17 protein-coding genes are annotated in these 22117 nt (G+C 66.6%); 3 read left to right on the top strand and 14 right to left on the bottom strand.

The window, feature by feature from the left end:
- Positions 1–1422, bottom strand: coding sequence for a PLP-dependent cysteine synthase family protein (locus tag P3H15_RS06035; protein ID WP_276136405.1), 1422 nt, complete (start codon positions 1420–1422; stop codon positions 1–3).
- 182 nt (positions 1423–1604) lie between these two features.
- Between P3H15_RS06035 and P3H15_RS06030 the strand changes: the two genes are divergently transcribed.
- Positions 1605–1880, top strand: coding sequence for a WhiB family transcriptional regulator (locus P3H15_RS06030; RefSeq protein ID WP_346348755.1), 276 nt, complete (start codon positions 1605–1607; stop codon positions 1878–1880).
- A 215-nt stretch (positions 1881–2095) separates the two neighbouring features.
- Here P3H15_RS06030 and P3H15_RS06025 read toward each other — a convergent pair whose 3' ends face one another.
- The 13 genes from P3H15_RS06025 to P3H15_RS05965 form a co-directional block, all read right to left on the bottom strand.
- Positions 2096–3136 carry an aldo/keto reductase gene (locus P3H15_RS06025; RefSeq protein WP_276136403.1) on the bottom strand — a complete coding sequence of 347 codons (1041 nt, stop codon included), beginning with the start codon at positions 3134–3136 and terminating at the stop codon, positions 2096–2098.
- Complete coding sequence (locus P3H15_RS06020) at positions 3136–4188, bottom strand: aldo/keto reductase (protein WP_276136402.1); 1053 nt, start codon at positions 4186–4188, stop codon at positions 3136–3138. Before P3H15_RS06020 ends, P3H15_RS06025 begins: the two co-directional genes overlap by 1 nt.
- Positions 4189–4217: 29 nt before the next feature.
- Positions 4218–5552 (bottom strand): NtaA/DmoA family FMN-dependent monooxygenase, encoded by a 1335-nt coding sequence (locus P3H15_RS06015; protein ID WP_276136401.1) that lies wholly within the window; start codon positions 5550–5552, stop codon positions 4218–4220.
- Positions 5552–6895: an LLM class flavin-dependent oxidoreductase gene (locus tag P3H15_RS06010; protein ID WP_276136400.1), complete on the bottom strand. Its 1344-nt coding sequence runs from the start codon at positions 6893–6895 to the stop codon at positions 5552–5554. Before P3H15_RS06010 ends, P3H15_RS06015 begins: the two co-directional genes overlap by 1 nt.
- Positions 6892–8082 carry an acyl-CoA dehydrogenase family protein gene (locus P3H15_RS06005; RefSeq protein WP_276136399.1) on the bottom strand — a complete coding sequence of 397 codons (1191 nt, stop codon included), beginning with the start codon at positions 8080–8082 and terminating at the stop codon, positions 6892–6894. The genes P3H15_RS06010 and P3H15_RS06005 overlap by 4 nt, the downstream gene beginning before the upstream one ends.
- Entirely contained in the window at positions 8079–9422 is a 1344-nt protein-coding gene (locus P3H15_RS06000; RefSeq protein WP_276136431.1) for an NtaA/DmoA family FMN-dependent monooxygenase, read from the bottom strand. Before P3H15_RS06000 ends, P3H15_RS06005 begins: the two co-directional genes overlap by 4 nt.
- A gap of 104 nt (positions 9423–9526) precedes the next feature.
- A complete protein-coding gene (locus tag P3H15_RS05995) occupies positions 9527–10432 on the bottom strand; it encodes a LysR family transcriptional regulator (RefSeq protein ID WP_276136398.1) in 906 nt (301 codons plus the stop codon).
- A 179-nt stretch (positions 10433–10611) separates the two neighbouring features.
- The gene (locus P3H15_RS05990; RefSeq protein ID WP_276136397.1) at positions 10612–11847 is read right to left on the bottom strand and encodes an acyl-CoA dehydrogenase family protein; all 1236 of its coding nucleotides are present in this window, start codon (positions 11845–11847) and stop codon (positions 10612–10614) included.
- Between the two features lie 178 nt (positions 11848–12025).
- The gene (locus tag P3H15_RS05985) at positions 12026–12430 is read right to left on the bottom strand and encodes a rhodanese-like domain-containing protein (protein ID WP_276136396.1); all 405 of its coding nucleotides are present in this window, start codon (positions 12428–12430) and stop codon (positions 12026–12028) included.
- 34 nt (positions 12431–12464) lie between these two features.
- Positions 12465–14141 carry an ABC transporter ATP-binding protein gene (locus tag P3H15_RS05980; protein ID WP_276136395.1) on the bottom strand — a complete coding sequence of 559 codons (1677 nt, stop codon included), beginning with the start codon at positions 14139–14141 and terminating at the stop codon, positions 12465–12467.
- Positions 14138–15022, bottom strand: coding sequence for an ABC transporter permease (locus P3H15_RS05975; RefSeq protein ID WP_276136394.1), 885 nt, complete (start codon positions 15020–15022; stop codon positions 14138–14140). Before P3H15_RS05975 ends, P3H15_RS05980 begins: the two co-directional genes overlap by 4 nt.
- Before the next feature lie 12 nt (positions 15023–15034).
- On the bottom strand, positions 15035–15997 hold the full coding sequence (locus P3H15_RS05970) for an ABC transporter permease (protein WP_072941319.1): 963 nt from the start codon (positions 15995–15997) through the stop codon (positions 15035–15037).
- A gap of 3 nt (positions 15998–16000) precedes the next feature.
- Positions 16001–17656: an ABC transporter substrate-binding protein gene (locus P3H15_RS05965; protein ID WP_276136393.1), complete on the bottom strand. Its 1656-nt coding sequence runs from the start codon at positions 17654–17656 to the stop codon at positions 16001–16003.
- A gap of 470 nt (positions 17657–18126) precedes the next feature.
- On the opposite strand from P3H15_RS05965, the gene P3H15_RS05960 reads away from it, so the two are divergent.
- Both P3H15_RS05960 and P3H15_RS05955 read left to right on the top strand, forming a co-directional pair.
- Positions 18127–18504 carry an ANTAR domain-containing protein gene (locus P3H15_RS05960; protein ID WP_276136392.1) on the top strand — a complete coding sequence of 126 codons (378 nt, stop codon included), beginning with the start codon at positions 18127–18129 and terminating at the stop codon, positions 18502–18504.
- Between the two features lie 257 nt (positions 18505–18761).
- Positions 18762–22040, top strand: a complete 3279-nt coding sequence (locus P3H15_RS05955) for a protein kinase (RefSeq protein ID WP_276136391.1) — start codon at positions 18762–18764, stop codon at positions 22038–22040.
- Positions 22041–22117: the final 77 nt, after the last annotated feature.

Raw genomic sequence — 22117 nt, 5'->3', positions numbered from 1 at the left:
CTACCGATGCTCGCCCGCGGCGGCGGTGCGGATGCTCTCGGCGTCTGCGAGCGCCACCACCCGCCCGGCTTCGGCCACGACCACCGGCCCCCGGTGTCCGCCGATTCGCCGCACTGCCACCGACAACTCCTCGGTGACTCCCACGACGGGCAGCGGCTGAGCGACGTGCGCGCCGACCGGGTCGTCGTCCGGAGCGTCCGACAGCGCCTCGGGACCGACGGCCCCCAGGATCTCCGCGACCACGATCGGACCGGCACCCGGGCGCGCCAGCACGACGGGTAGCGCCGGGGTGTCCGTGAGCAGGTCACGTGCCTCGGCCACGGTCGCGGTGGACGGCACTGTCCGGGGTGCGATTCCCCGGCCACCCAGTGCGTCACCCACGACGGGTCCGCTCGCTGCGTGGTAGAGCGGGAAGCCGAGCCGTCCGAGCCACTCGTTGTCGAAGTACTTCGACAAGTACGCCCGGCCCGAGTCCGGGACGATCACGACCACGACGTCGACCGGGCCGAGAGTTCGCGCGACCCGCAGGGCGGCGGCGACCGCGGTGCCGGCGGATCCCCCGACGAGGAGTCCTTCCTCCCGGGCGAGGCGGTGCAGCACCGTGAGGGCCTCGACGTCCGTGATCCGCTCGAGTCGGTCGACGACGTCCGGGTGGTAAGAGTCCGGCCACTCGTCTGTCTCGGTCTGCGGGTGCAGGAAGTGGCCGACGGATTCGATGTACCAGGCCCGGCCGTCTCCCCCGCCGTACACAGAGGTTTCGGGGTCCGCGCCGACTGTCTGCACGGCGCCGCCGGAGACCTCGGCCAGGAACTCCCCTGTCCCCGTGATGGTCCCACCGGTTCCGACTCCCGCCACGAAATGGGTGACCCGGCCCTGGGTCTGACGCCAGATCTCGGGTCCGGTCGTGGTGCGGTGCGCGTCCGGATTGGCCGGGTTGTCGTACTGACCGGCGAGCCAGCCGCCGGGAATCTCCGCCGCGAGCCGAGTGGCGACGTTGCGGACGAATTCAGGATGATGACTGGGCCGTCCGCCGGGCGTCACATGCACCTGCGCCCCGTGCGCCCGCAGCAACGCGATCTTCTCGGCGCTGGTCTTGTCGGGCACGACGACGACCGAACGGTAACCCCGGGCGGCAGCAACCAACGTCAGACCGACCCCGGTATTGCCCGACGTGCCTTCCACGACAGTGCCCCCGGGTAGCAACTCTCCCGATTCCTCCGCCGCGCGAATCATGGCCAGCGCGGCACGGTCCTTCACACTTCCGCCGGGATTGAGGAACTCGAGCTTGGCGTACACCGTCGCGGAGATGCCTTCGGTGACCCGGTTCAATCGAACGAGGGGCGTGTTGCCGATGGCATCGGTGATCGAGTCGTAGACGCCGAGGCTCGCAGCATCGACTGTGGGTGGATCGAGGATGGTCATGCGTCTACCTTTCGAGGCCGCAGCGGTGTCACTCGATCAGCATGGCAAGGACGGTCGCCGAACGACAGGATTCGAGTCACGCCGATCGGATCTTCGCATCCTCGAGATTCGAATTCTTCTCCGGCGACAGCCGATCGGCTGTACTACGGGACGACCCGAGACCGAAGGGGGTAGTCGAAAAGATGTCGACACCGGTGACAACACTGCAGCGTCACGACACAGAGCTGTGGCAGTGGCGACTGTCTGCGCGTTGCCATGAAGAGGACGCGGAGATCTTCTTCCCGGCGGACGCCGAACGCAGGAACGCGCGCTTCGAGCGGGAAGATATCGCCAAGGAGTTCTGCCGCGGCTGCGCAGTAGTTGCGGAATGCCTCGCGTATGCGCTCGACACCGGCCAACAGCACGGAGTCTGGGGAGCGACGACGCCGGGTGAACGGCTCGCTCGACTGGGCCGCTGAGATACGTTGAGCGCGAAAGCCGAATTATATTCGCAAAGAATTGATTTGGTGCGCCACTCCCGGAAAGCAAGTACGTTCGGTATGCCGCGGTCTTGGGAGAGGCTGCGGTGACATGCGGTGTTCGAGAAGAGGGGTAAGAACACCGGACGTGGTGGATGGCCCCGCCGACGACGTCTCCTCGAGACGCGTTGGCGGGGCCTCCGCCGGCCCTCGTGTTACGCGGCGGGGCTCCGTCGCAGCTCCGGACGGGCCAGCGCCTCGGGAATCTTTCCGGTGTCGCGCTCGGTGAACACCGTTCCCGGAGGGACGATCTCGTCGATCCTGTCCAGCACTTCACCGGACAGCGGTACATCGACCGCACCCAGATAGCTGTCGAGGTGCTCGATGGTGCGTGGTCCGACGATCGCGGATGTCACATCGGGATGGGCCAGCACGAACGCCAGCGACAGTTGGATCAGGCTGATGCCGAGTTCTTCCGCCAGCACGGCAAGTGCGTCCGCGGCGGCGAGCTTGTGGGCGTTGGCGGGTGCTTCGATGTCGAAGCGGCCCTTGATCAGTTCGGCGCGGTACGACTCCGGCTGCGGAGCACCGATCCGGTACTTCCCGCTGAGCCAGCCCGCGGCGAGCGGACCGTAGGTGATCACACCGAGCCCGTATTTGCGGGCGATCGGCAGGGTTTCCCGTTCGATGCCGCGGATCAGCAGCGAATACGGAACCTGCTCGCTCGACGAGCGCTGCAGGTTCCGGGAGTCCGCCACCCACTGGGTCTCGACGAGTTCCGCCGGCGAGAACACGGAGGTTCCGTAGTAGCGAATCTTGCCCGCCCGAACCAGATCGTCGAGTGCTCCGACAGTTTCACCGATCTCGGTGTGCGACTCGGGCCGGTGGACCTGGTACAGGTCCAGGTAGTCGGTGCCGAGGCGCCGAAGACTGCCCTCCACGGCCTCGGTGATCCATCGCCGCGAATTGCCGCGATGCTGTGGATTGTCGTCGACGGCGTTGTGAAACTTGCTCGCCAGGAACACGTCGTCGCGGCGGCCCTTCAACGCCTTCCCGACGATCTCCTCGGATTCCCCGCGCGAGTATGTGTCTGCCGTGTCGACGACGTTGATGCCCGCGTCCAGCGCCCGGTGGATCACCCGGATGCCGTCCTCGTGCGTAGTCTTGCCGCGGGCCCCGAAGTTCATCGTGCCCAGCGTCAACGGGCTGAGTTTCACACCCGTGCGTCCCAAGACGCGGAAGTCCTGCAGTGCCATCAGTGATCGTCCTTTGCTGTAATGGTGGCGCGACGGCGAGTTGATGCGTCGGTCAGTGACGGCGGAAGGTAGCCCTCGTCCGCCGGGCTGATCGTGACTCCGGGCACGACGATCTCGTCGATACGGTCCAGGATGTCGCTGCCCAGTCTCACGTCGACGGCGCCGAGCTGACTCTCGAGGTGCTCGAGGGTTCGCGGCCCGATGATGACGGAACTGACGGCGGGATGCTGGAGGACGAAGGCCAGGGAGAGGTGGATCAGCGACAGGCCGGCGTCGTCGGCCAGCTTCTGCAGTTCCTCGGCGGCGGCCCGCTTGCGCTGGTTGGCGATCAACTCCGGGTCGTGGCGGTGCGGCTGCCGGGTCAACCGGCTCGACTCCGCGGCATCCGTCTCACCCGCGCGGTACCGGCCCGACAGCCAGCCGCCGGCGAGCGGGCTCCAGGTGAGGACGCCCAGCCCGTACTTCTCGGCGATCGGCAGCGTGGCGCGTTCGGCGGCGCGCGCGAGAATGGAGTACGGCGGCTGCTCGGTGACCGGACGCTGCAGGTGGCGCCTGTCGGCCGCCCACTGTGCTTCCACCAGTTGGTGCGGCTCGAACGTGGTGGTACCGAAGTAGCGGATCTTGCCCTGCCGCACGAGGTCGTTCAACGCGCCGAGGGTCTCGTCGAAGTCGGTGTCGGGGTCGGGGCGGTGGATCTGGTAGAGGTCCAGATGATCGGTCTGCAACCGTCGGAGACTGCCCTCGATCGCCTTGAAGATCCAGCGCCGCGAGTTGCCGCGATGGGTGGGGTCGGACCCGATCTGGCCGTGGAACTTGCTGGCGAGGACCACGTCGTCGCGGCGGCCGTGCAGCGCCTTCCCGACGATCTCCTCGTTCTCGCCTTGCGAGTACACGTCGGCGGTGTCGACGACGTTGATTCCGGCGTCCAGCGCGCGGTGGATGATCCGGGCGGCGTCCTCGTGGTCGGTGTTCGCCCAGGACCCGAAGTTCATCGCGCCGAGCGTGAGCGCGCTGACCTGCACACCGGTCCGTCCGAGGTGGCGGTACGTCATGATCTGGTTTCTGCTTTCTGTCGGGGCAATCATCTGCGGGAATACGTGTTGATCGGTACGCGGAGACCGAGGTGGCTCCGGAGTGTGCGGCCGGTGTAGTCGGTGCGGAAGAGCCCGCGGGCCTGGAGGATCGGAACGACGTGGTCGACGAAGTCTTCCAGATACGAGGGCAGAACGGCCGGGATGACGGTGAACCCGTCGACGGCGCCCGACCGCCACCACGTCTCGACATGATCGGCCACCTGCTCCGGAGTACCGACCACCACGCGGTGCCCACCGAGGAACTCGGACAGGAGCTGCCGGACGGTGTGCCCGGTGTCGGCGGCGTACCGGGTCAGCGACGCGAAGAAGCCCTGCGGTCCGACCCTGTTCTCCGGCAGCGTCGACAGCCGCTCGGGGAGCGGCGCGTCCAGGTCGAGGTCCTCGTCCGGGTAGCCCAGCCACCGGGCGAGTGCCCGCACCGGGGCGCTGTCCGGGTGCAAGCGGGACTGCAAGATGTCGAACTTACCGGACGCCTCCGCGGTGGTGCCGGCGACGACGGGGACGAGTCCGGGCAGAATTCGGATCTGGGCGGGGTCGCGACCGGCCGCGGCCGCGGCCGACCGGATCTCCCGGGCGAACTGCTGCGCCGGCCCCAGCCCGAACTGGGTGGCATAGATCGCCTCCGCATGGGCCGCCGCGAAAGCCTTGCCCTGAGCGGACGAACCCGCCTGCACCAGCACTGGTCGGCCCTGTGGGGAGCGGGTGACGTTCAGGGGCCCGGCGACGGTGAAGAACTCGCCGCGATGATCTACCGCGTGCACCTTGTCGGGGTCCGCGAATCGCGCCGATGTCTGGTCGCCGACCAGTGCGTCGTCTTCCCAGCTGTCCCACAGCTTCTTCGTCAGTTCGACGTACTCGCCGGCACGCCGGTAGCGTTCGTCGCGCTCGGGGAGATGTTCGATGCCGAAGTTGCGGGCGGCGTTCGGCTCGAACGTGGTGACCACGTTCCACCCGGCCCGGCCGCCGCTCACGTGATCGAGCGAGAGAATTCTGCGCGCCAGGTTGTACGGCAGATTCAGCGTGGACGTGGCGGTCGGGATCAGCCCGACACGTTCGGTCGACACGGCCAGAGCGCTCGTGAGCAGAATCGGGTCCAGTGTGGCCGCGGGACCGCGGGCGATGCCCGGCTGCTGCACCGGGATGTCCGGGAACAGCAATCCATCGAGGAGTCCACGCTCCGCGACGGCGGCCACCCGGCGGTAATGGTCGAGGCTGATGAACGACTCCGGTGCCAGCTCAGGATCCAGCCAGGCGGCCGGGTGATATCCGGCGCTTCCGACGTTGACGAGGAAGTGCAGCGAGCGACCGTCGGCTCCGCCCATCACGCCACCACCCGGTCCGTCGAGGTCGGCACGGTGTGAGCCGGGACATTCAGGCCCAGGTGCCCGCGCAGAGTTGTCGTCTCGTACTCGGTGCGGAACCGGCCGCGGCGCTGCAGGATCGGGACGACATGGTCGACGAAATCGTCGAATCCGCTGGGCAGCACGTCGGGCATCAGGTTGAATCCGTCGGCGACGCCTTTGTCCACCCAGTCCAGGATCGCGTCGGCGATCTGCTCCGGGGTGCCGGTGACGATGCGGTGCCCGGCGCCGCCGCCCAGTCGGCGCAGTAGTTGGCGAACTGTCAGATTCTCGCGCTGCGCCAGTCCGACGGCGATCTTGTAGAACGTCTGCGAGCCGCCTGCCTCGTCCGCGTCCGTCAGCAGGTGCCAGGGCAGAGGCCCGTCGAGGACCAGCGCGTCCTCGGGGACGCCGAGCTGACCGGCCAGGCGGGTGAGCGCGTACTCGGGCGGCACGAGTTCGGCGAGCAGGTCGCGGCGGCGCAGCGCTTCCGCCTCGGTGCTGCCGATCACGGTCGACAGGCCCGGCAGGACCACGACGTCTTCGGCCCTGCGCCCGTAACCCACGGCGCGGGCCTTGACATCTCGGTAGTACTCGGCAGCTTCCTGTTCCGTCTGCGCGGCCGTGAAGATCACCTCACCGACCTGGGCGGCGAGTGCCCGCCCGTCCGTCGATGCACCGGCCTGCACCACCACCGGCTCCCCTTGCGGTGAGCGCGGAACGTTCAGCGGTCCGGCGACGTCGAAGTGCGGGCCGTGGTGGTCGGTGCGGTGGATCTTGTCGGGGTCGGCGAATCGCCATGTCGGCTTGTCGCCCACCAGGGCGTCGGGCTCCCAGCTGTTCCAGAGTTTCCGCACCACCTCCACGAACTCGGCGGCCCGGGTATAGCGGCCGGCGTGGTCGGGTTCGTCGTCGAAGCCGAAATTGCGCGCCGATTCCTTGCCCGCCGTGGTCACCACGTTCCAGCCCGACCGGCCGCCGCTGAGCTGGTCGAGTGTGGCGAAACGCCGTGCGACGTCGTACGGGTCGTTGTAGGTCGAGGACAGTGTGCCGATCAGACCGATCGTCTCCGTCGCAGCGGCAACCGCGGCCAGCACGACGGACGGCTCCAGGCTGTTGAACGGCCGGTAGCGCAGGTCTTCCCGGATCGCCGGACCGTCGGCGAGGAAGATCGCGTCGAGCCTTGCTGCCTCCGCTTTCCGGGCGATGTCGATGTAGTGGTCGAGCCCGAAGGAGGCGAGCGGATCGGTTCCGGGGAACCTCCAGGACCCGCCGAAGACGCCGGCGTTGAGAATGTTGACGTTGAGGTGAACCTGCCTGCTCACTGCTCCTCCTCGGCCGGCGCACCTGCTGCGATGGCGGACTTGCCGAGGTTGGCGACGACGAAGTCGCTCTGCGGGAAATGAATCCGGCCCACCATGGCGTTGCGGTGGTGCCGTTCGAGTGGGTTGCTGCGCGACAGTCCCGGGTTCCCGGTGAGGTCGAGCGCTGACTCGGTGATGCGGATCGCCGTCGTCGTCGCCACGTGCTTCGCCAACGCGGGCAGGGCGCTGTTGGTCTCCACTACCGCCGCCGCGTGCCGCAGCAGTGCACGGCTGGTCTGCAGTTGCGCTTCGATCTCCCCCACGCGGTCGTGGAAGCGCGGCACCGTGGCCAGCGGCGCGCCCAGCGCGGTGGGCACTCGGGTGTGGAGGTACCGGACCAGCCAGTCCCTCGTCGCGATCGACACCCCGTTGTAGTTGGCGGCCAGGAGCAGGGGCAGCGCCTGCCTGCCTGCACTGCGGACCTTGCCGGTGCCGTCGTTCGGGTTGCGCAGATCCACCAACCGGGAGTGCTGAATCCGGGCATTGTCGAAGATCACGGTCTGCGTGTCCGACGCGCGCAGCCCGAGGTGGTCCCACGTCTGCTGTACCCGCCAGCCCGTGGCCTGGCGGTCGAACAGGAACGTGGCCACCTTCGGCTGGGGATCCGCGGTGGTGGCTGTGACGGTGAACCAGTGCAGCCCCGAGATGCCCGTTCCGTAGGCCTTCTCGCCGTCGATCCGCCAGCTTCCGTCGGGCAGGCGGGTGGCCGTGGTGGCGGGGACGCCTCCGCGGGACAGGCTGCCGAGTTCGCGCTCCACCGCGAGACCGTTGATGAGGGCGCCCTCGGTGACCGCTGTGCGGAACACGGCGGCCTTCAGGTCGTCGGGCCACGGGTTGTCGGGTCGTTGGAGCGTCAGGTGGTTGGTGTAATTCCACTGCAGGATCAATCCCACCGACGGGTCCGCGGCTCCGACGCGCTCGATCACCTCCACGGCCTCGGCGATTCCGGCGCCGCCCCCACCGAACTCCTCGGGCACCGTCAGCGACTGCGCCCCGATCCGGCGCAGCGCATCGAACGCGTCGAACGGGAACTCCCCGGTGAGGTCGTGGTATTCGGCGCGGGAAGCGATGAACTCGAGAACCTCGCGGAATCGGTTTTCGTCGAGTCCTCGCACGGTGGTGCGGGGTTCGGTCACTCCGACAGTCATGTGAAGCTTTCCTTCCTGGTGCGGCCGACAGTCTCGGTCACCTCGAGGCCGAGATTGCCTCGCAGAGTGCGGTGGGTGTATTCAGGGCGGAAGAGTCCGCGGCTCACCAGATGCGGCACCACCTGTTCGACGAAGGCCTCGAGGCCGGTACCCACCTCCCCCGGCATGATCGTGAAGCCGTCGGTGGCACCGCTGCGGAACCATGCTTCGATCCGGTCCGCGATCTGTTCGCCGGTCCCGACGGCCAGTTGATGACCCGCCCCTCCTGCGAACTTGTGGATCAACTGCCGTGCGGTGAGGGGTTCGCATGCGAGCAGTGCACGTGTGCTCGCGAAGAATCCGGCCGAACGCGGCAGCGACGAGTCCGCGCCCGGAAGATCGTCGGCTCTGATCACCGTGTCGAGCCGGAGCCGCTCAGGATCGAGACCGAGCTGTCCCGCGAGCTGCCGCAATGCCGGCTCGAGCGGAATGGTCTCGCGCAGTTCCTCCTCGCGTCGTCGGGCCTCGGCCTCGGTGCCGCCGACGACGGTGATGAGACCGGTCGAGACTTTGACCCGGTCGGGATCGCGCCCGTTCGCCGCCGCCCTGCCGCGGATGTCGGTCCTGAGGGTCCTCGCGACGTCGACGGTCTGTGCTGCCGAGAACACGAGATCCGCGTACTTTCCCGCCAGGGCGAGGCCGCCTTCCGACGCGCCTGCCTGCACGATCAGCGGCCTGCCCTGGGGTGAGCGCGGCAACGGCAACGGGCCCGCGACCGACAGGATCGGACCACGATGGCCGGGAGGAGTGATCCGGTCCGGGTCGGCGAACCGCCCGCTCTCGGTGTCCCCGATGATCGCGCCGGCTTCCCACCCGTCCCAGAGCTTGGCCACGACATCGACGAATTCGTCTGCTCTGCGATATCTTTCGTCCTTGACGGGAGGCTCCGAGAACCCGAAATTGGCGGACGCCGCCGGATGCTGGGTGGTGACCACGTTCCACCCGGCCCGACCGCCCGTGAGATGGTCGAGAGACAGGTATCGCCGGGCCAGGTTGTAGGGGTCGTTGTAGGTGGACGATCCGGTCGCGATCACCCCGATGTGTTCCGTTCCGGCCGCCGCATCGGCCAGCATGACCACAGGATCGAGACCGAGGCCGGGAGCGTGGTGAATGTCCGAGGACAACGCGGGACTGTCACCGACGAAAACGGCGTCGAGGTGTCCGCGCTCGGCGATCCGGATGAGACGACGGAAGTGCGCCGGATCCACGAAATCGCCGGGGGCGTTGCCCTCCACCCGCCAGGAGCCGCGGAAGTGCCCGGGTGTGAGAAGTGAAATATTCAGGTGCAGTTGCGAACTCATGGTCACGTGCTTCAGTATCGAGCCGGAAGGTGAGGCGAACAAGCCAGTGACGCTACGAGATTCGTTAAGAAATCCTCAAGCCGGGTCGGACGACCGCAGGCGGTTCACGACGCGAGCTGCAGTGGTCCTGCGACCATCCGCAATGCCCTGATGGCCGCGGCCACCGCGGGGCGCTCGATCGACGCCTGACGGTACGTGACGCCGATCTGCCGTGCGCCGTTGGAGACCGGGCACGCGACGAGGTGCCGGTGGGCCTCGGAGACCGCCATCTCGGGGACCACGGCCACCCCGAAGCCGGCTTCGACCATTTCCGCCATCCCCGTGAAGCTGCCGCACCGATGCTCGATCCGGGGCGTGAATCCGGCCTGACGGCACGCGAACATCACCGACACGATGGAGGGGGCCCCGTCGGAGGCGGCGATCCAATCCACGTCGGCGACCGCGCCGAGCCCGTGCTGCCTCGCGCGCTCCCGCAACGGAGTCGGAGCCAGGAGCACCAGTGGGTCGTCGAACAGGAACTCCGAGGCGAGACCGGCGGGAAGGTCGCGTGCACGGAACGAGTAGGTGTAGGTGATCGCCAGATCGACTTCCTGCTGCCGGACTGCAGGCACCGAATTGACCGGCATCGCGTCGATGAGTCGCACCCGCAATCCGCGGTGCTCTCGACCCAGTCGCGTGGCCACCGGCAGCGCAAGCCGGGTCAGGGCGGTCTGGAACGTCGCCAGGGTGAGGACGCCGGTGACGGATTCTCCCGTCGCCGCTACGGCGCTCTCCGCTTCTTCCAGTGCGGCAACGACTCTCGATGTGTGATCGACCAGCACCCGGCCCGCGTGGGTGAGACGCAGCACGCGCCCCTCTCTGCGGGTCAGGACCGCGCCGACCTCGTCCTCGAGGATCCTCAACTGCTGGGACACCGCGGACGTGGTGATCCCGTGCAGTTCGGACACAGCCGTCATCGTCGTGTGCTCGGCGAGGTCGCGGAGCAGAATCAACCGTCGAATGTCATACACAGGTGGTCCTCGTGGGTAGATCGGCCGGTCGTACGGGATCTCCGCTCGACCGTATTTCCCATCCTGCCCAGCGGCGACCGTTCAGCACAGGTTTGTGATCACGACGATTCTGTTCAGTACACCTTGTCGCGCGCACTCGATCCTCGACCGGAAGGCTCTTTCCGGGGACGGAGCGGCGATCAAGAATTCTTCGGCTCGCCGTACCGGTCGGCGAACGACTTGGGTGTGGTGCCGTTGACCAGGTAGTCGCCGATGACCGTCGGCTTGTAGACCACGGGGTTGTGTGAGGCGAGAGTGCGGGCGTTCCGCCAGTGACGGTCCAGATTGCGTCCCTCTCGCACCGCGGAGGAGCCACCCGCGTTGAAGATGAGGTTGGCGGAGTCCAGGACCGCGTCGATCACGGCGATCTGCGCCGCGGACGTGTTCACGAAGACCTCCGCGAACAGATCGCGGGTGGGCCCCTCTGCCTCGAACCGTGCATTGACGTCTTCGAGTTCCTGTGCGATCCGCTGCAGGATGCTGTCGACGACCAGAACGTTCTTCGCGATCTTCCCGACCACGCCGAGGACAGCGTAGTCCGACGTCGCCGCATCGGACGGCGCATGCAGACTCGTCCGGGTGCGGCTGCGCACCAGTTCCACTGCGTCGTCTCGGACGTTGCGGTTGATCCCCGCCAGCGTCGCCAGGTGCACGATCTGCACGAACGAGGACTGCTGGTCGAGGAATCCCGGGCGGTGCCCGAACTCGCCGAATTCGGCGACCGGTGCCGCCTCGAACTTCGTGGTTCCACTGGCGGTGAGCCGTTGACCGATCCCGTCCCAGTCGTCGATACGGTCGACACCCGCCGCGGTGGCCGCCACCACCACGAAGCGGCGCCGCGCATCGCCGTCCGTCACGGCGACTCGGATGTAGTCGGCGTAGAGGGTTCCCGTCGTGTAGTACTTCTCGCCGGATACCACTGCCTCACCGCCGTGGTCGGCGACGGTGGTCGAGATGTCGAACGTTCCCCGGCCGGTGGGTTCCGACTGTGCGTTGCCGAATGCCGCTCCCGCGCCGATCTTTTCCAGCCAGTGGGCCCGAACCGGTCCGTCGTCCAGGTTGCGGAGGATTTCGACGGTGGTGAAGTGCCCCCGCAGGATCTGCGGAATGTTGGAATCGGCCTGCCCGAGCTCCGCGAGGAGTTCGAAGAGCTCGGGCAGGGTCGCCCCGTGGCCACCGAACTCGACCGGGACGCGCAGAGCACCGAACCCCGCGGCGAACAGCTCGGCCACCTCCGCGTACGGCAGCTCCCGGGCGCGTTCGCGCTCCGCCGCGCCGGCAGCGATGCGCGCGAAGATCTCCCGGAACCGCGGGAGGGAACGGTCCACGGCGGTGGAATGGTCGCTGACGCGGCCGGTCAGGGTGACAGCGGTCATGAAGGGTCTCCTCGGACGACGTGATCGAGCGCCGTCACCCGGACGGGTGACGGCCGACGGAACGGTCTACCGGCCGGGCCCCGAAGGGAACGACCGGAAGCCCAGGTTCTCCGTCCCATCTCATATCGAGACATGTTGCCGATCAACATAATCGGCCTTGACGCTTCGTGTAGATCCGCTAAATCCGCGTCTCGTCGCCGTGTGCCCGTGCAGGCTCGTTCGCGGGCAGGCCTGCGGCCTTCCATGCGGCGAACCCGCCGTCGATGTGCACCACGTTGCGGAAGCCACACTCGAGCAATCCCTCCGCCACCGGACCGGACCCCGCAATGGATCCGCACACGACGACGATCGGCTGGTCGAGCGAGATGATCTCGGCGTGCTTCGTGGGCGAGTCGAGTCCGAACTGTTCGTCGAGTGCGTCGCGGTCGGCAACGATCGCTCCCGGGACCTCGCCGTTCTCTCCGCGCCCCTTGTCGCTGCGCACGTCCACGAGCACGGCGCCGCCCTTGACGGCCGCGGCCGCGAGCACCGGGGTGACGAGAGCGGGGGTGAGTCGGCCGGCGGTGTCGGTGTTGTCGGTCATGTGATGTCCTTCTCGGTAGGTGGTTGTCCGGATGTCAGAGCGCGGCGGCGAGAAGTTGGTTCTCGCCGGGTACGGCGTGCAGCAGGTTTCGGGTGTAGGCCTCGCGCGGCGCGCCGAAGATGTCGTCGACACGTCCCGACTCCACCACCCGCCCGCCGCGCATCACGGTGACGTCGTCGGCGATCAACCGCACCACGCCCAGGTCGTGGGTGATGAACAGGTACGTCAGCCCGAATTCGGCCTGGACGTCGACGAGGAGTTGCAGGATCTGCGATTGAACCGAGACGTCGAGGGCCGAGACCGCCTCGTCGAGAACGACGATTCTCGGGTCGGCGGCGAGTGCCCTCGCGATTGCGACGCGCTGCCGTTGCCCGCCCGACAGTTCGACGGGTTTGCGCCGGAGAAACGTGCTGTCGAGCGCCACCGCGTCGAGCAATTCGACCACCCGTGTGCGGCGTTCGGTTCGATTGCTCCGAATCTTGAACGCAGCCAGCGGTTCCGCGATGATCTGCTCGATGCTGAGCTTGGGGTCGAGTGACGAGTAGGGGTTCTGGCGTACCAGCTGGATCCTACGTCGCACCGGCCGCAACCCGCGGTGGGACAGTCCGTCGATCCTGTCGCCTTCGAGCAGAACCTCGCCGGCGTCCGGTCGGCTGAGCCCGACCGCGATTCGCGCGAGTGTGGACTTGCCTGCTCCCGATTCACCGACCACGGCGTGGGTGGAACCGGCGGTCACACCGACGGTCACACCGTCGACCGCGACGAACTCGGAGGCCTTCGAGCTCGACCCGACGGTGAACCGCCTGGTCACGTCGCGCAATTCCAGGACGGGGGCCGCGGCCGCGGTGTCGTCCACGGCGCGCGCCGCGAGCGCAAGCGGTGACGGCCCGAGGCGCGCGCTGCGGAACGACGGCGCCGCGGCGATCAGCGACCGGGTGTATTCCTGCCCCGGATTCTCGACCAGCTCCCGCGTCTCCCCTTGTTCGACGATCCTCCCCTGCCGCATGACGACCACGCGGTCCGCCCGGTCGAACGCCACCCCGAGGTCGTGGGTGACGAGCAGGACGCCGAGCCCGAGGGTGTCGCGGAGTACCGCGAGATGGTCGAGGATCACCTTCTGAACCGTCACGTCGAGCGCCGACGTGGGCTCGTCCGCCACCAGCAGTGCCGGATCACTCGCGAGGGCAATCGCGATGAGGACTCGCTGCTTCATCCCGCCGGAGAGTTCGTGCGGGAACTGCGAGTAGACCCGTTCGGCACTGTTCAGTCCGGCGAGGCGCAGTTTGTCGAGCGCCAACTCCCGCGCCGGACCCGATTCGACCTTCCGGTGCAGCCGGATCGCCTCGAGGACCTGCACCCCGACTCTTTTCACCGGGTTGAGCGAGGTGCCGGGATCCTGTGGAACGAACCCGACGAACGGACCGCGCAGCTGTGCCAGCCGCCGGTCCTTCCACCGGGTCACATCCCGCCCACCCAGGTGGATCGTGCCGGACTCGATGGACGCCGACGACGGCAGGAGCCGCAACGCGGCATGGACGGTGGTGCTCTTGCCCGAGCCCGATTCACCGACGACGGCAACGAACTCACCCGGGTGGACGCTCAACCCCACACCCTCGACGGCGGTCTTCCCGGCCCCGCGAGCGGTACGGTAGCTGACCCGCAGATCGTCGATCTGCAGCAGCGGACCGTGCCCCTGTTCGACGTCGCTCATCTCTGGTCTCCTAGCGATTTGCTGATGCGGTTGGTGGCGAGCACGACCACGGCGATCAGGACGCCGGGCAGGATCGAGATCCATGGGTAGGTGGCGAGGTAGTCGCGGCCCTCCGACACGGCGAGCCCCCACTCAGGCTCCGGCGGCGGCGCTCCGTAACCGAGGAAGCCCAGTGCCGCCACGGCAAGGATGGCCGAACCGCATTCGAGCGCAGCCAACGACAACACGGCGGTGACCGAGTTCGGCAGCACGTGCCGGACCACGACCCGGCCGAAGCCGGCTCCCGATCCGTAGGCCGCTTCCACGTAGTCGCTCTGGGCGACCTTGAGTACCTCGGAGCGCATCACCCGGGCGAATGCCGCAACCGCGGAAATTCCTACCGCCAACGCCACATTGAAAGTGCCGTATCCGAGTGCCGTCACCACCGTCATGGCGAGCAGAAGCGCCGGAATCGCGAGCAGCACGTCGACGAAGCGCATGACGATCGCATCGGTGCGACCGCCGACGAACCCGCTGAGCAGGCCGACGACCGAACCGACGACGAACCCCACCAGCACCGCGAGCAACGTCGCACTGAGCGTCGTGGACGCCCCGAAGATCACGCGGGCGAGGAGGTCCCGGCCGAGGCGGTCGGTGCCGAAGAGGTGTTCAGGACCGGGTGGGCTGAAACTGGCGTCGACGTCACCGTCGTAGGGACTGAACGACGTGAACCAGCCCGGCGCCACCGCCCAGAGAACGACCGTGACGATCACCAGCCAGGACAGGACCAGGCCCGGTGCGGTCGACGCGAGCCGCCGCACGAACCGCACGAACCGGTCGCCGGCGGTGTCGGCGGTGTCGGCGGTGGATGAGGCCGGTGAGCGGAAATCGAATGTGGTCACTGTGATGCCTCCTTACCCGGCCGCCGGGGCGGCGCCGGCGAGGACCCGCGTGCGCAGCCGCGGGTCGAGCAGCGGATAGACGATGTCGACCACGAAATTGACGACCACGAAAACGACGGCCGCGAACACCACCACCGCCTGCACGAGCATCACGTCCTGCGTGCGGACTGCCGTCTCGGTCAGCCGGCCGAGGCCGGAACGCGAGTAGATGGTCTCGACGATCACGGCACCGGCCAGCAAATTGCCGAGGGTGAGTCCGGCAATCGTCAGTGCGGGCAGGCTCGCGTTCTTGAGAACATCGCGCACGAGAACCCACAACCGGCTGGCGCCTTTCGCGACGGACACCGTGACGTAGGGCGCGTTCAACCCGAGTTCGATGTTCTTCAGCAGCAGCTGCGCGATGGGCGCCGACACCGGTATCGCCAGCGTGACGGCGGGCAGCACGAGCGAGGCGAAGCCGTCGTTTCCGATGGGGGGAAACCACCGTAGCTGGAACGAGAAGACCTGCAGGATCGCGAGCCCCACCAAGAACACCGGTACGGATACACCGGCCGCGGGGAGGGACGCGATGGCCTGCGACAGCCACGAGCTGCGGGTGTACGCCGCCGACAGTGCAATTGCGAACGCCACGATCACCGCGAGTAGCAGTGCGGCACCCGCGAGGATCGCCGTCTGCGGCAGCACCGCGAAGATCATCGACCACACGTTCTCCCCCGTGCGCACCGAATGCCCGAAGTCCCCGTGCAACGCACCGAACAGTCGCGTGGCGTACTGCACGACCACCGGCTGATCGAGACCGTAGTGTGCGCGCGCCGCGTCCTTGTCGGCGTCACTGACCAGTTCCGCCTCGCTCGGGTCGAACATGAGGTCGACGGTGTCGTACGGAAGCACGTACAGCAGGACGAACGTGAGCGAGTACGCCGCCCACACGACGAACAGGGACTGACCCAGTTTGGCGAGGATGTACCGTCCCATTGCTCAGCCCTGCTCTATCCAGGTGTCGTAGAACACGTTTCGCGACTGTGCCTCGTAGCCCACGTTGTGGACCTTCGGGTTGGCCGCTGTCACCTGGGCCGGGTTGTACACCGGCACGCTGAGGATCTCCTCGTTGAGTACGAAGTCCTGCGCCGCGGCGGCCGCGGCGGCACGCCTGGCCGGATCGAGTGTCTCGTTGACGGCGCGGAACGTGTCGATTGCCTTCTGCCGGACGGGGTTGTCCGCGGTGATGGCGGCGCCGTTCGTGAACAGCGGCGAGTACGTCTGCTCGAGCACCGCCACGTCCGATCGGCTGGTATTGAACACCTGGACGTTCCATTTGCCCTGCAGCTTGCTCGCCGCCTGGTAATCGGGGATGGGAAGGACCTGCAACTGCAGGTCCACACCGATGTCACGCAGATCCTGCTGGATGAGTTCGAACGCGGGCTTGTTGATCACCAGGTTGTTGATGGCGAGCAGACTCAGCGTGAGCGGCTTGCCGTCGGCGTTGACGCGAATACCGTCCGGGCCGTCCTTCCAGCCGGCCTGATCCAGGATCCGCTTCGCCTCGTCCTGGTTCTCGACCAGTCGATCGCTGAAATCCGCATATCCCGGCACGCGCTCCGAGACCACCGAGGACGACGGCCGGTAGCTGTCGGTCAGTACCGTCTTCGCCAGCGCGTCCCGGCTCCAGCCGAGTTTGACGGCCTCGCGCACGGCACGCTCGTTGGTCGGGAAGAGATCGGTCTTGAAATCGAACGCGATATCGCGGCCGGGGATCAGCTGGGGAACGATCTCGTAGCCCTCGGCGCGCAGCGGCGCCTCGTCGGTCGTGTTGACGTCCAGGATCGCGTCCACCTCACCCGAGCGCAACGCCCCCGTCCGGACCCCGGCCTCCGGGATGACGAGCACTTCCACCGCGTCGAGGTAGGCGTCACCGTTGTGCCCCCGGCTCGCCGGCGCCCAGTTGTATCCTTCCCGCTTCCGCAGGACGGTCTTCTCCTGGTACACGTGTTCGGTCACGACGAACGGTCCGGTCGCCACGATGTTCTGCGGAAGCGCGCGGTCCTCTTTCCTCAACTGCAGCGTCGTGTGCCCGAGGATCCCGGCAAAGTACATCGAGAGACCCTGGAGGAAACCGGCACTCGGCTTGTCGAGGGTGACCTTCACGGTGCTCGGATCGATCACCTCCGTGCCGAGGTACCCGCCCCAGTATGCGGATACCGGGACGACACCGAGTTCCTTGTTGCCGAAACCGAGGAGGTCGAAGTTCTCCTTCACCGAGTCCGCTGTCAACGGCGTGCCGTCGCTGAACGTGACGTCGTTCCGCAAGTGGAACGTGAATTCCGTCAGGGTCTCGTTGACGTTCCAGGACGTCGCCAGCCAGGGCTCGAGAGCACCCGATTCGGGATTCTGATAGACGAGCTTGTCGCTGATGTTGCTCGTGATCAGCGACTCCGGGTACGAGCTACCGGAATGCGGATCGAGGTTCGCCGGCGCGTCCAGGACGGCGAACCGGAGGGTCCCGCCGGGAACCGGATCCCCACCGACGTTCGAGGAGGCCACCGACTGGGATGCGGCGCACCCGGTGAGCACCAGTGCTGCGGCGGCCGTAGCCGCAATCAGAGCTGTTGCTCTGCCGACGAATCTTCGGGTCATCTGACGGAACTCCTCAATGCATGGACGAACGGAAGGAAGACGAGACACGCGCGTGGCGCCGAATCCACGCCGACGACGGTCGGGCGGACGAGACGATCAGGGAATCGGAGGTACGAACTCCGAATCGGGTGCCCGCAGGCGCCCGGTCACCAGATCAGCGACAACAGTGGAACGCAGCGGAGGAGAACAGGGGGCCATGGGCGCTCATGACGTTCTTCCTTCCGCGTCTCGACACTCGTCACAACTGTGACCAGCTGAGTGTGCACAGTGCCGGAATGACGAACAACCAACCTGAACTACGAGGTTCTTTAAGATTGGCTCAAGGGAACGATCGGCCGACGATCGGCGGCCGCAGTGCGCCCGGTCGAGCTGATCGGTTTCCCCATCCTCGGCGAACGTGGACGGGAATGCGTTCGTATCCGTTTACGACTCCGCGACCCGGGGAATGTCGTAGGCGAAGGTGATGCCAGATGTTGAATTCCGAGATCTCGAACCCCGTGCGGTCCGCCCGAAGCTTCCTCGACCGGCGCCGAGGGCCGTCGGACCGTGAACTCGTGACCACTGCGAAGGCGGTCCTGATCACCAGACGCGGCTACAGCGATGCCCAGGCTTTCGACGAACTACTCGACGTGGCGCGCAGGCACCACCTCTCCGTGCAGGGCGCTGCCCGGTGCCTGATCGACCTCACCAGCAACACCGGTCACCTCACGAGTCGCAGGCCGGTCGCATTCCCCGAGTGGGAAGGACTCCGCGGACCGCCCTCCGGGCACCACCGTCGTCCGTCGCAGCGGATGGACAGTTTGCAGGGACGCCACCACCCCCACCTCGCGACACAGATTCGACCGTGATGACACCCGACGTGTAGGCGAATGTGTCAAGTGGGCAAGATAGGGCGCCGCCGGGGAGTTACCCCGACAGCGCCATGCACTTCGTCACGCGGAGGTGGGCGGGCGGATTGAGCGCTGGGTTGACGCAGCTAGTGAAACAGGCGTGACCATTCGCAACGCCACCGTCATTGCAGCGATATCCTTAGATACATCCGCGAGAGGCCAGCAGTGATGCATTTCTTCGACAACGACTCGAACCGGAAGAATCGATGTAGTCGATGACTGACATCGATCCTTTCGCGACGCAACGTGGCGCGACGGGTTCGATCACGGCGGAGCTGGCAGCCGCCGGATTCGAGGACGCACATGAGATCGGCCGCGGCGGTTTCGGCGTCGTCTACCGGTGCACCCAGGCGGCGCTCGACCGCACCGTGGCAATCAAGGTCCTCACCGCGGACCTCGACGAGGAGAACCGGGAACGGTTCCTGCGTGAGCAGCGCGCGGCGGGCAGGCTGACCGGACACCCCCATGTCGTCAATGTCCTCCATGTGGGCGTCACCGACACCGGTCGGCCATACATCGTCATGCCGTACCACGCCCAGGACTCACTCGACACGCGGATCCGGCGCGACGGACCGCTCCCGCTCGACGAAGCGCTGCGGCTCGGGGTGAAGATGGCCGGCGCCCTCGAGACTGCCCACCGCCTCGGGATCCTTCATCGCGACGTCAAGCCCGGGAACATCCTGATCACCGACTACGGCGAGCCCGCGCTGTCAGATTTCGGCATCGCCCGTATCGCCGGCGGGTTCGAAACCACCGCCGGCGTCGTGACGGGTTCGCCGGCGTTCACCGCCCCCGAGGTGGTGACCGGCGAACCCCCGAGCGCTGCCGCCGATGTCTACGGCCTCGGTGCCACGTTGTTCGCTGTGATGACCGGTCACGCTGCCTTCGAACGCCGCAGTGGGGAGCAGGTGGTGGCCCAGTTCCTGAGGATCACGGCCGAGCCCGTTCCGGACCCACGGAAGCACGGCATTCCCGAGGACGTCAGCACGATCATCGAACGTGCCATGTCCGGCACCCCGGCGAGCCGCCCCTCCGCCACGGAACTCGGCCAGCAACTCCGCGCATCCCAACGTCTCCACAATTTTCCCGTCGACGAGATGGCACTGCACACCGAACCGGGAGACAGCCATCGCGAGGAGAACGTGGCGGCGGCCGACCAACCCGTTCCCACCGCGCACGAATTCTTTCGTGAAGTGACAAGTTTCGTCGGACGCCGAAATGAAGTGGCCGCGGTCAAGGCGCGGCTCGCGGATTCTCGGATAGTGACACTCACGGGATTCGGAGGGGTAGGTAAGACCCGGCTGGCGTGCCGCGTCGCCTCGGAAGTGCGCAGAACCTACGCCGACGGCATCTGGTTCGTGGATCTCGCCGCGATCTCCCTTCCCGAACTTGTCGTCAGCGCAATTGCCGAGGCGCTCGATATTCGAGACGGAGTGACTGCGGATGGAACTCACTACCTCTTCGAATTCCTCGGTGGAAGGCATGCACTCATCGTCCTGGACAACTGTGAGCACTTGATCGAGGCGTGCGGAACGGTCGCCGCCGACATTGTTCGGCGGTCGGACCGCGTGCAGATCCTCGCGACCAGTCGGGAACCGCTCGGTGTGCTGGGTGAGGCGGTGTTCGAGGTTCCTCCCCTGTCGGTTCTGGATGAAGCTCAGCTCGCCGAGGGACGAGATGGCAAAAGCTTTCGTTCCGAGGCGGTCGATCTTTTCGAGCAACGCGCCGCATCCGTCGTCCCCGGATACACCCTCGACGACGAGAGCCGCCTGGGGGTTGCCCGTCTGTGCCGGCGGCTGGACGGCATCCCTCTGGCGATCGAACTCGCAGCGGTCCGGATCAGGTCTCTTCCCCTCGACCGCGTCCTGTCGCGGGAGGGCGCACTGTTCGATCTGTTGACTCGGGGAAACCGCGGCGGTCCGGTGCGGCATCAAACGCTGCGTGGCGCCATCGATTGGAGCTTCGATCTGTGCTCGCAGGAGGAACAAGTCCTGTGGGCGCGGCTGTCGGTATTCGCGGGCGGTTTCGATTTCGATGCAGTCGAGAGCGTGTGCACCGATCCGGACATCGTTCCGGATGCTCTCGAATTGATCTCCACTCTTGTCGAAAAATCAGTCGTCTCCACCGTTCAGTCCGGATCCACGGTTCGATACAAATTGCTGGAAAGCATCAAGGATTACGCGGTCGAGAGACTTGCCGAGCAAGGTGACGAGGACAAGTGGCACAGGAATCATCGAGACTATTTCCTGCGGATGTCGGAACGCAGCGAGGCTCAGTCACTGGCATCGGGCCAGCTGGAATGGAACCGTCGCCTGCGGCACGAGCGGGCGAACCTGCGGTCGGCGCTGGAGTACTGCCTGTCCACCCCCGGCGAGGCCCGAACCGGTCTCCGGATGGCGGGTTCGCTGTGGTTCTTCTGGAACGCGAGCGGCCTGCTGCGAGACGGGCGGTACTGGTTGACCCGAGCCTTGGAGGCCGACCAGGATCCGAGCCGCGAGAGGGCCAAAGCGCTCTGGGTGATCGGTTGGTACGCAATGATTCAGGGCGACATCGCGACCTCCAAGCGCTACTTGATGGAATGCAGCGACGTCGCGGAATCGATCGGTGATCGAACCGCCCAGGCGTTTGCGCTTCAGTTCCGAGGCGCGGCGGAGGAGATCGACGGAAATCTCGAAGAAGCGTTGGAGCTTCTCACTGCCGGCACGTCACATCACGCCGAGTCAGGGGAAGTCAACTCCCTGACACTGTTGGGCGGCGCCCAATTAGCTTTCGTGCACTGCCTGTCGGGCAACCTGGAACAATCCCTTGCCTGGGCGGAGGAAACAATCGCCCGGGGTAAATCGCTGCCGGAGCGGTTCTCGACGTCGTGGGCGCTGTGGGCCCGCGGACTTGCCCTGTGGACCCAGCGCAAGTACCCGCAAGCTTCGGATTCGTTGAAGGAAGCGATCGAACTGAAGCAGTCACTGAGCGACTGGCTGGGTGTGAGTGCATGCACCGAGATTCTTGCGTGGATCGCGATCGAGGAAGGCAATCCCTCTCGATCCGCACGTCTGCTGGGTATCGGGCGCACTCTGTGTGGCGAGATGGGCAGCTCTCCACTCTTCGGAAACGAAGAGTTGATCCGCACACGAACTCGTTACGAGAACCGCACCCGTCAACTGCTGGGTGACTCTGCATTCGAGCGAGAATCCCAGGCCGGTGAACGACTCGAACACCTCGCGTCGATCGAATTCGCGTTGCAAAAGCGCACGTCCAAGCCGGCGGCGCCGGCCACTCCTTCAGGGCAGGTGAAGCTCACACCTCGCGAGAAGGAAGTGGGAAGGCTCGTCGCGGAGGGACTCACGAACAAGGAGATCGCGGAACGGCTGGTCATCTCGCCTCGTACCGCAGAAGGACATGTAGACCGCATCCTCACGAAGACCGGGCACCGATCCCGTGCGCAGCTTGCCGCCTGGATCGCCCGCGAGGAGAACATCGATTCCCGAAAGCCGTAGTTCGGACTCCGCTGGGTCCATCGGGGGCATACCTGCGTAGGAAATGCAGGTAGTGAAGCACGTAGATCACCGCCGTC

It is taken from the genome of Rhodococcus sp. T2V (genome assembly GCF_029269925.1).
In the GTDB taxonomy this organism is placed as follows: domain Bacteria; phylum Actinomycetota; class Actinomycetes; order Mycobacteriales; family Mycobacteriaceae; genus Rhodococcus_F; species Rhodococcus_F koreensis.
This window is presented reverse-complemented; position numbering and strand designations above follow the sequence as displayed.

Bases quoted from the DNA above. Each gene is read 5' to 3' on its own strand.
- P3H15_RS06035 (WP_276136405.1), bottom strand. From the start codon at position 1,422: ATGACCATCCTCGATCCACCCACAGTCGATGCTGCGAGCCTCGGCGTC.
- P3H15_RS06030 (WP_346348755.1), top strand. From the start codon at position 1,605: ATGTCGACACCGGTGACAACACTGCAGCGTCACGACACAGAGCTGTGG.
- P3H15_RS06025 (WP_276136403.1), bottom strand. From the start codon at position 3,136: ATGGCACTGCAGGACTTCCGCGTCTTGGGACGCACGGGTGTGAAACTC.
- P3H15_RS06020 (WP_276136402.1), bottom strand. From the start codon at position 4,188: ATGACGTACCGCCACCTCGGACGGACCGGTGTGCAGGTCAGCGCGCTC.
- P3H15_RS06015 (WP_276136401.1), bottom strand. From the start codon at position 5,552: ATGGGCGGAGCCGACGGTCGCTCGCTGCACTTCCTCGTCAACGTCGGA.
- P3H15_RS06005 (WP_276136399.1), bottom strand. From the start codon at position 8,082: ATGACTGTCGGAGTGACCGAACCCCGCACCACCGTGCGAGGACTCGAC.
- P3H15_RS06000 (WP_276136431.1), bottom strand. From the start codon at position 9,422: ATGAGTTCGCAACTGCACCTGAATATTTCACTTCTCACACCCGGGCAC.
- P3H15_RS05990 (WP_276136397.1), bottom strand. From the start codon at position 11,847: ATGACCGCTGTCACCCTGACCGGCCGCGTCAGCGACCATTCCACCGCC.
- P3H15_RS05985 (WP_276136396.1), bottom strand. From the start codon at position 12,430: ATGACCGACAACACCGACACCGCCGGCCGACTCACCCCCGCTCTCGTC.
- P3H15_RS05980 (WP_276136395.1), bottom strand. From the start codon at position 14,141: ATGAGCGACGTCGAACAGGGGCACGGTCCGCTGCTGCAGATCGACGAT.
- P3H15_RS05970 (WP_072941319.1), bottom strand. From the start codon at position 15,997: ATGGGACGGTACATCCTCGCCAAACTGGGTCAGTCCCTGTTCGTCGTG.
- P3H15_RS05965 (WP_276136393.1), bottom strand. From the start codon at position 17,656: ATGACCCGAAGATTCGTCGGCAGAGCAACAGCTCTGATTGCGGCTACG.
- P3H15_RS05960 (WP_276136392.1), top strand. From the start codon at position 18,127: ATGTTGAATTCCGAGATCTCGAACCCCGTGCGGTCCGCCCGAAGCTTC.
- P3H15_RS05955 (WP_276136391.1), top strand. From the start codon at position 18,762: ATGACTGACATCGATCCTTTCGCGACGCAACGTGGCGCGACGGGTTCG.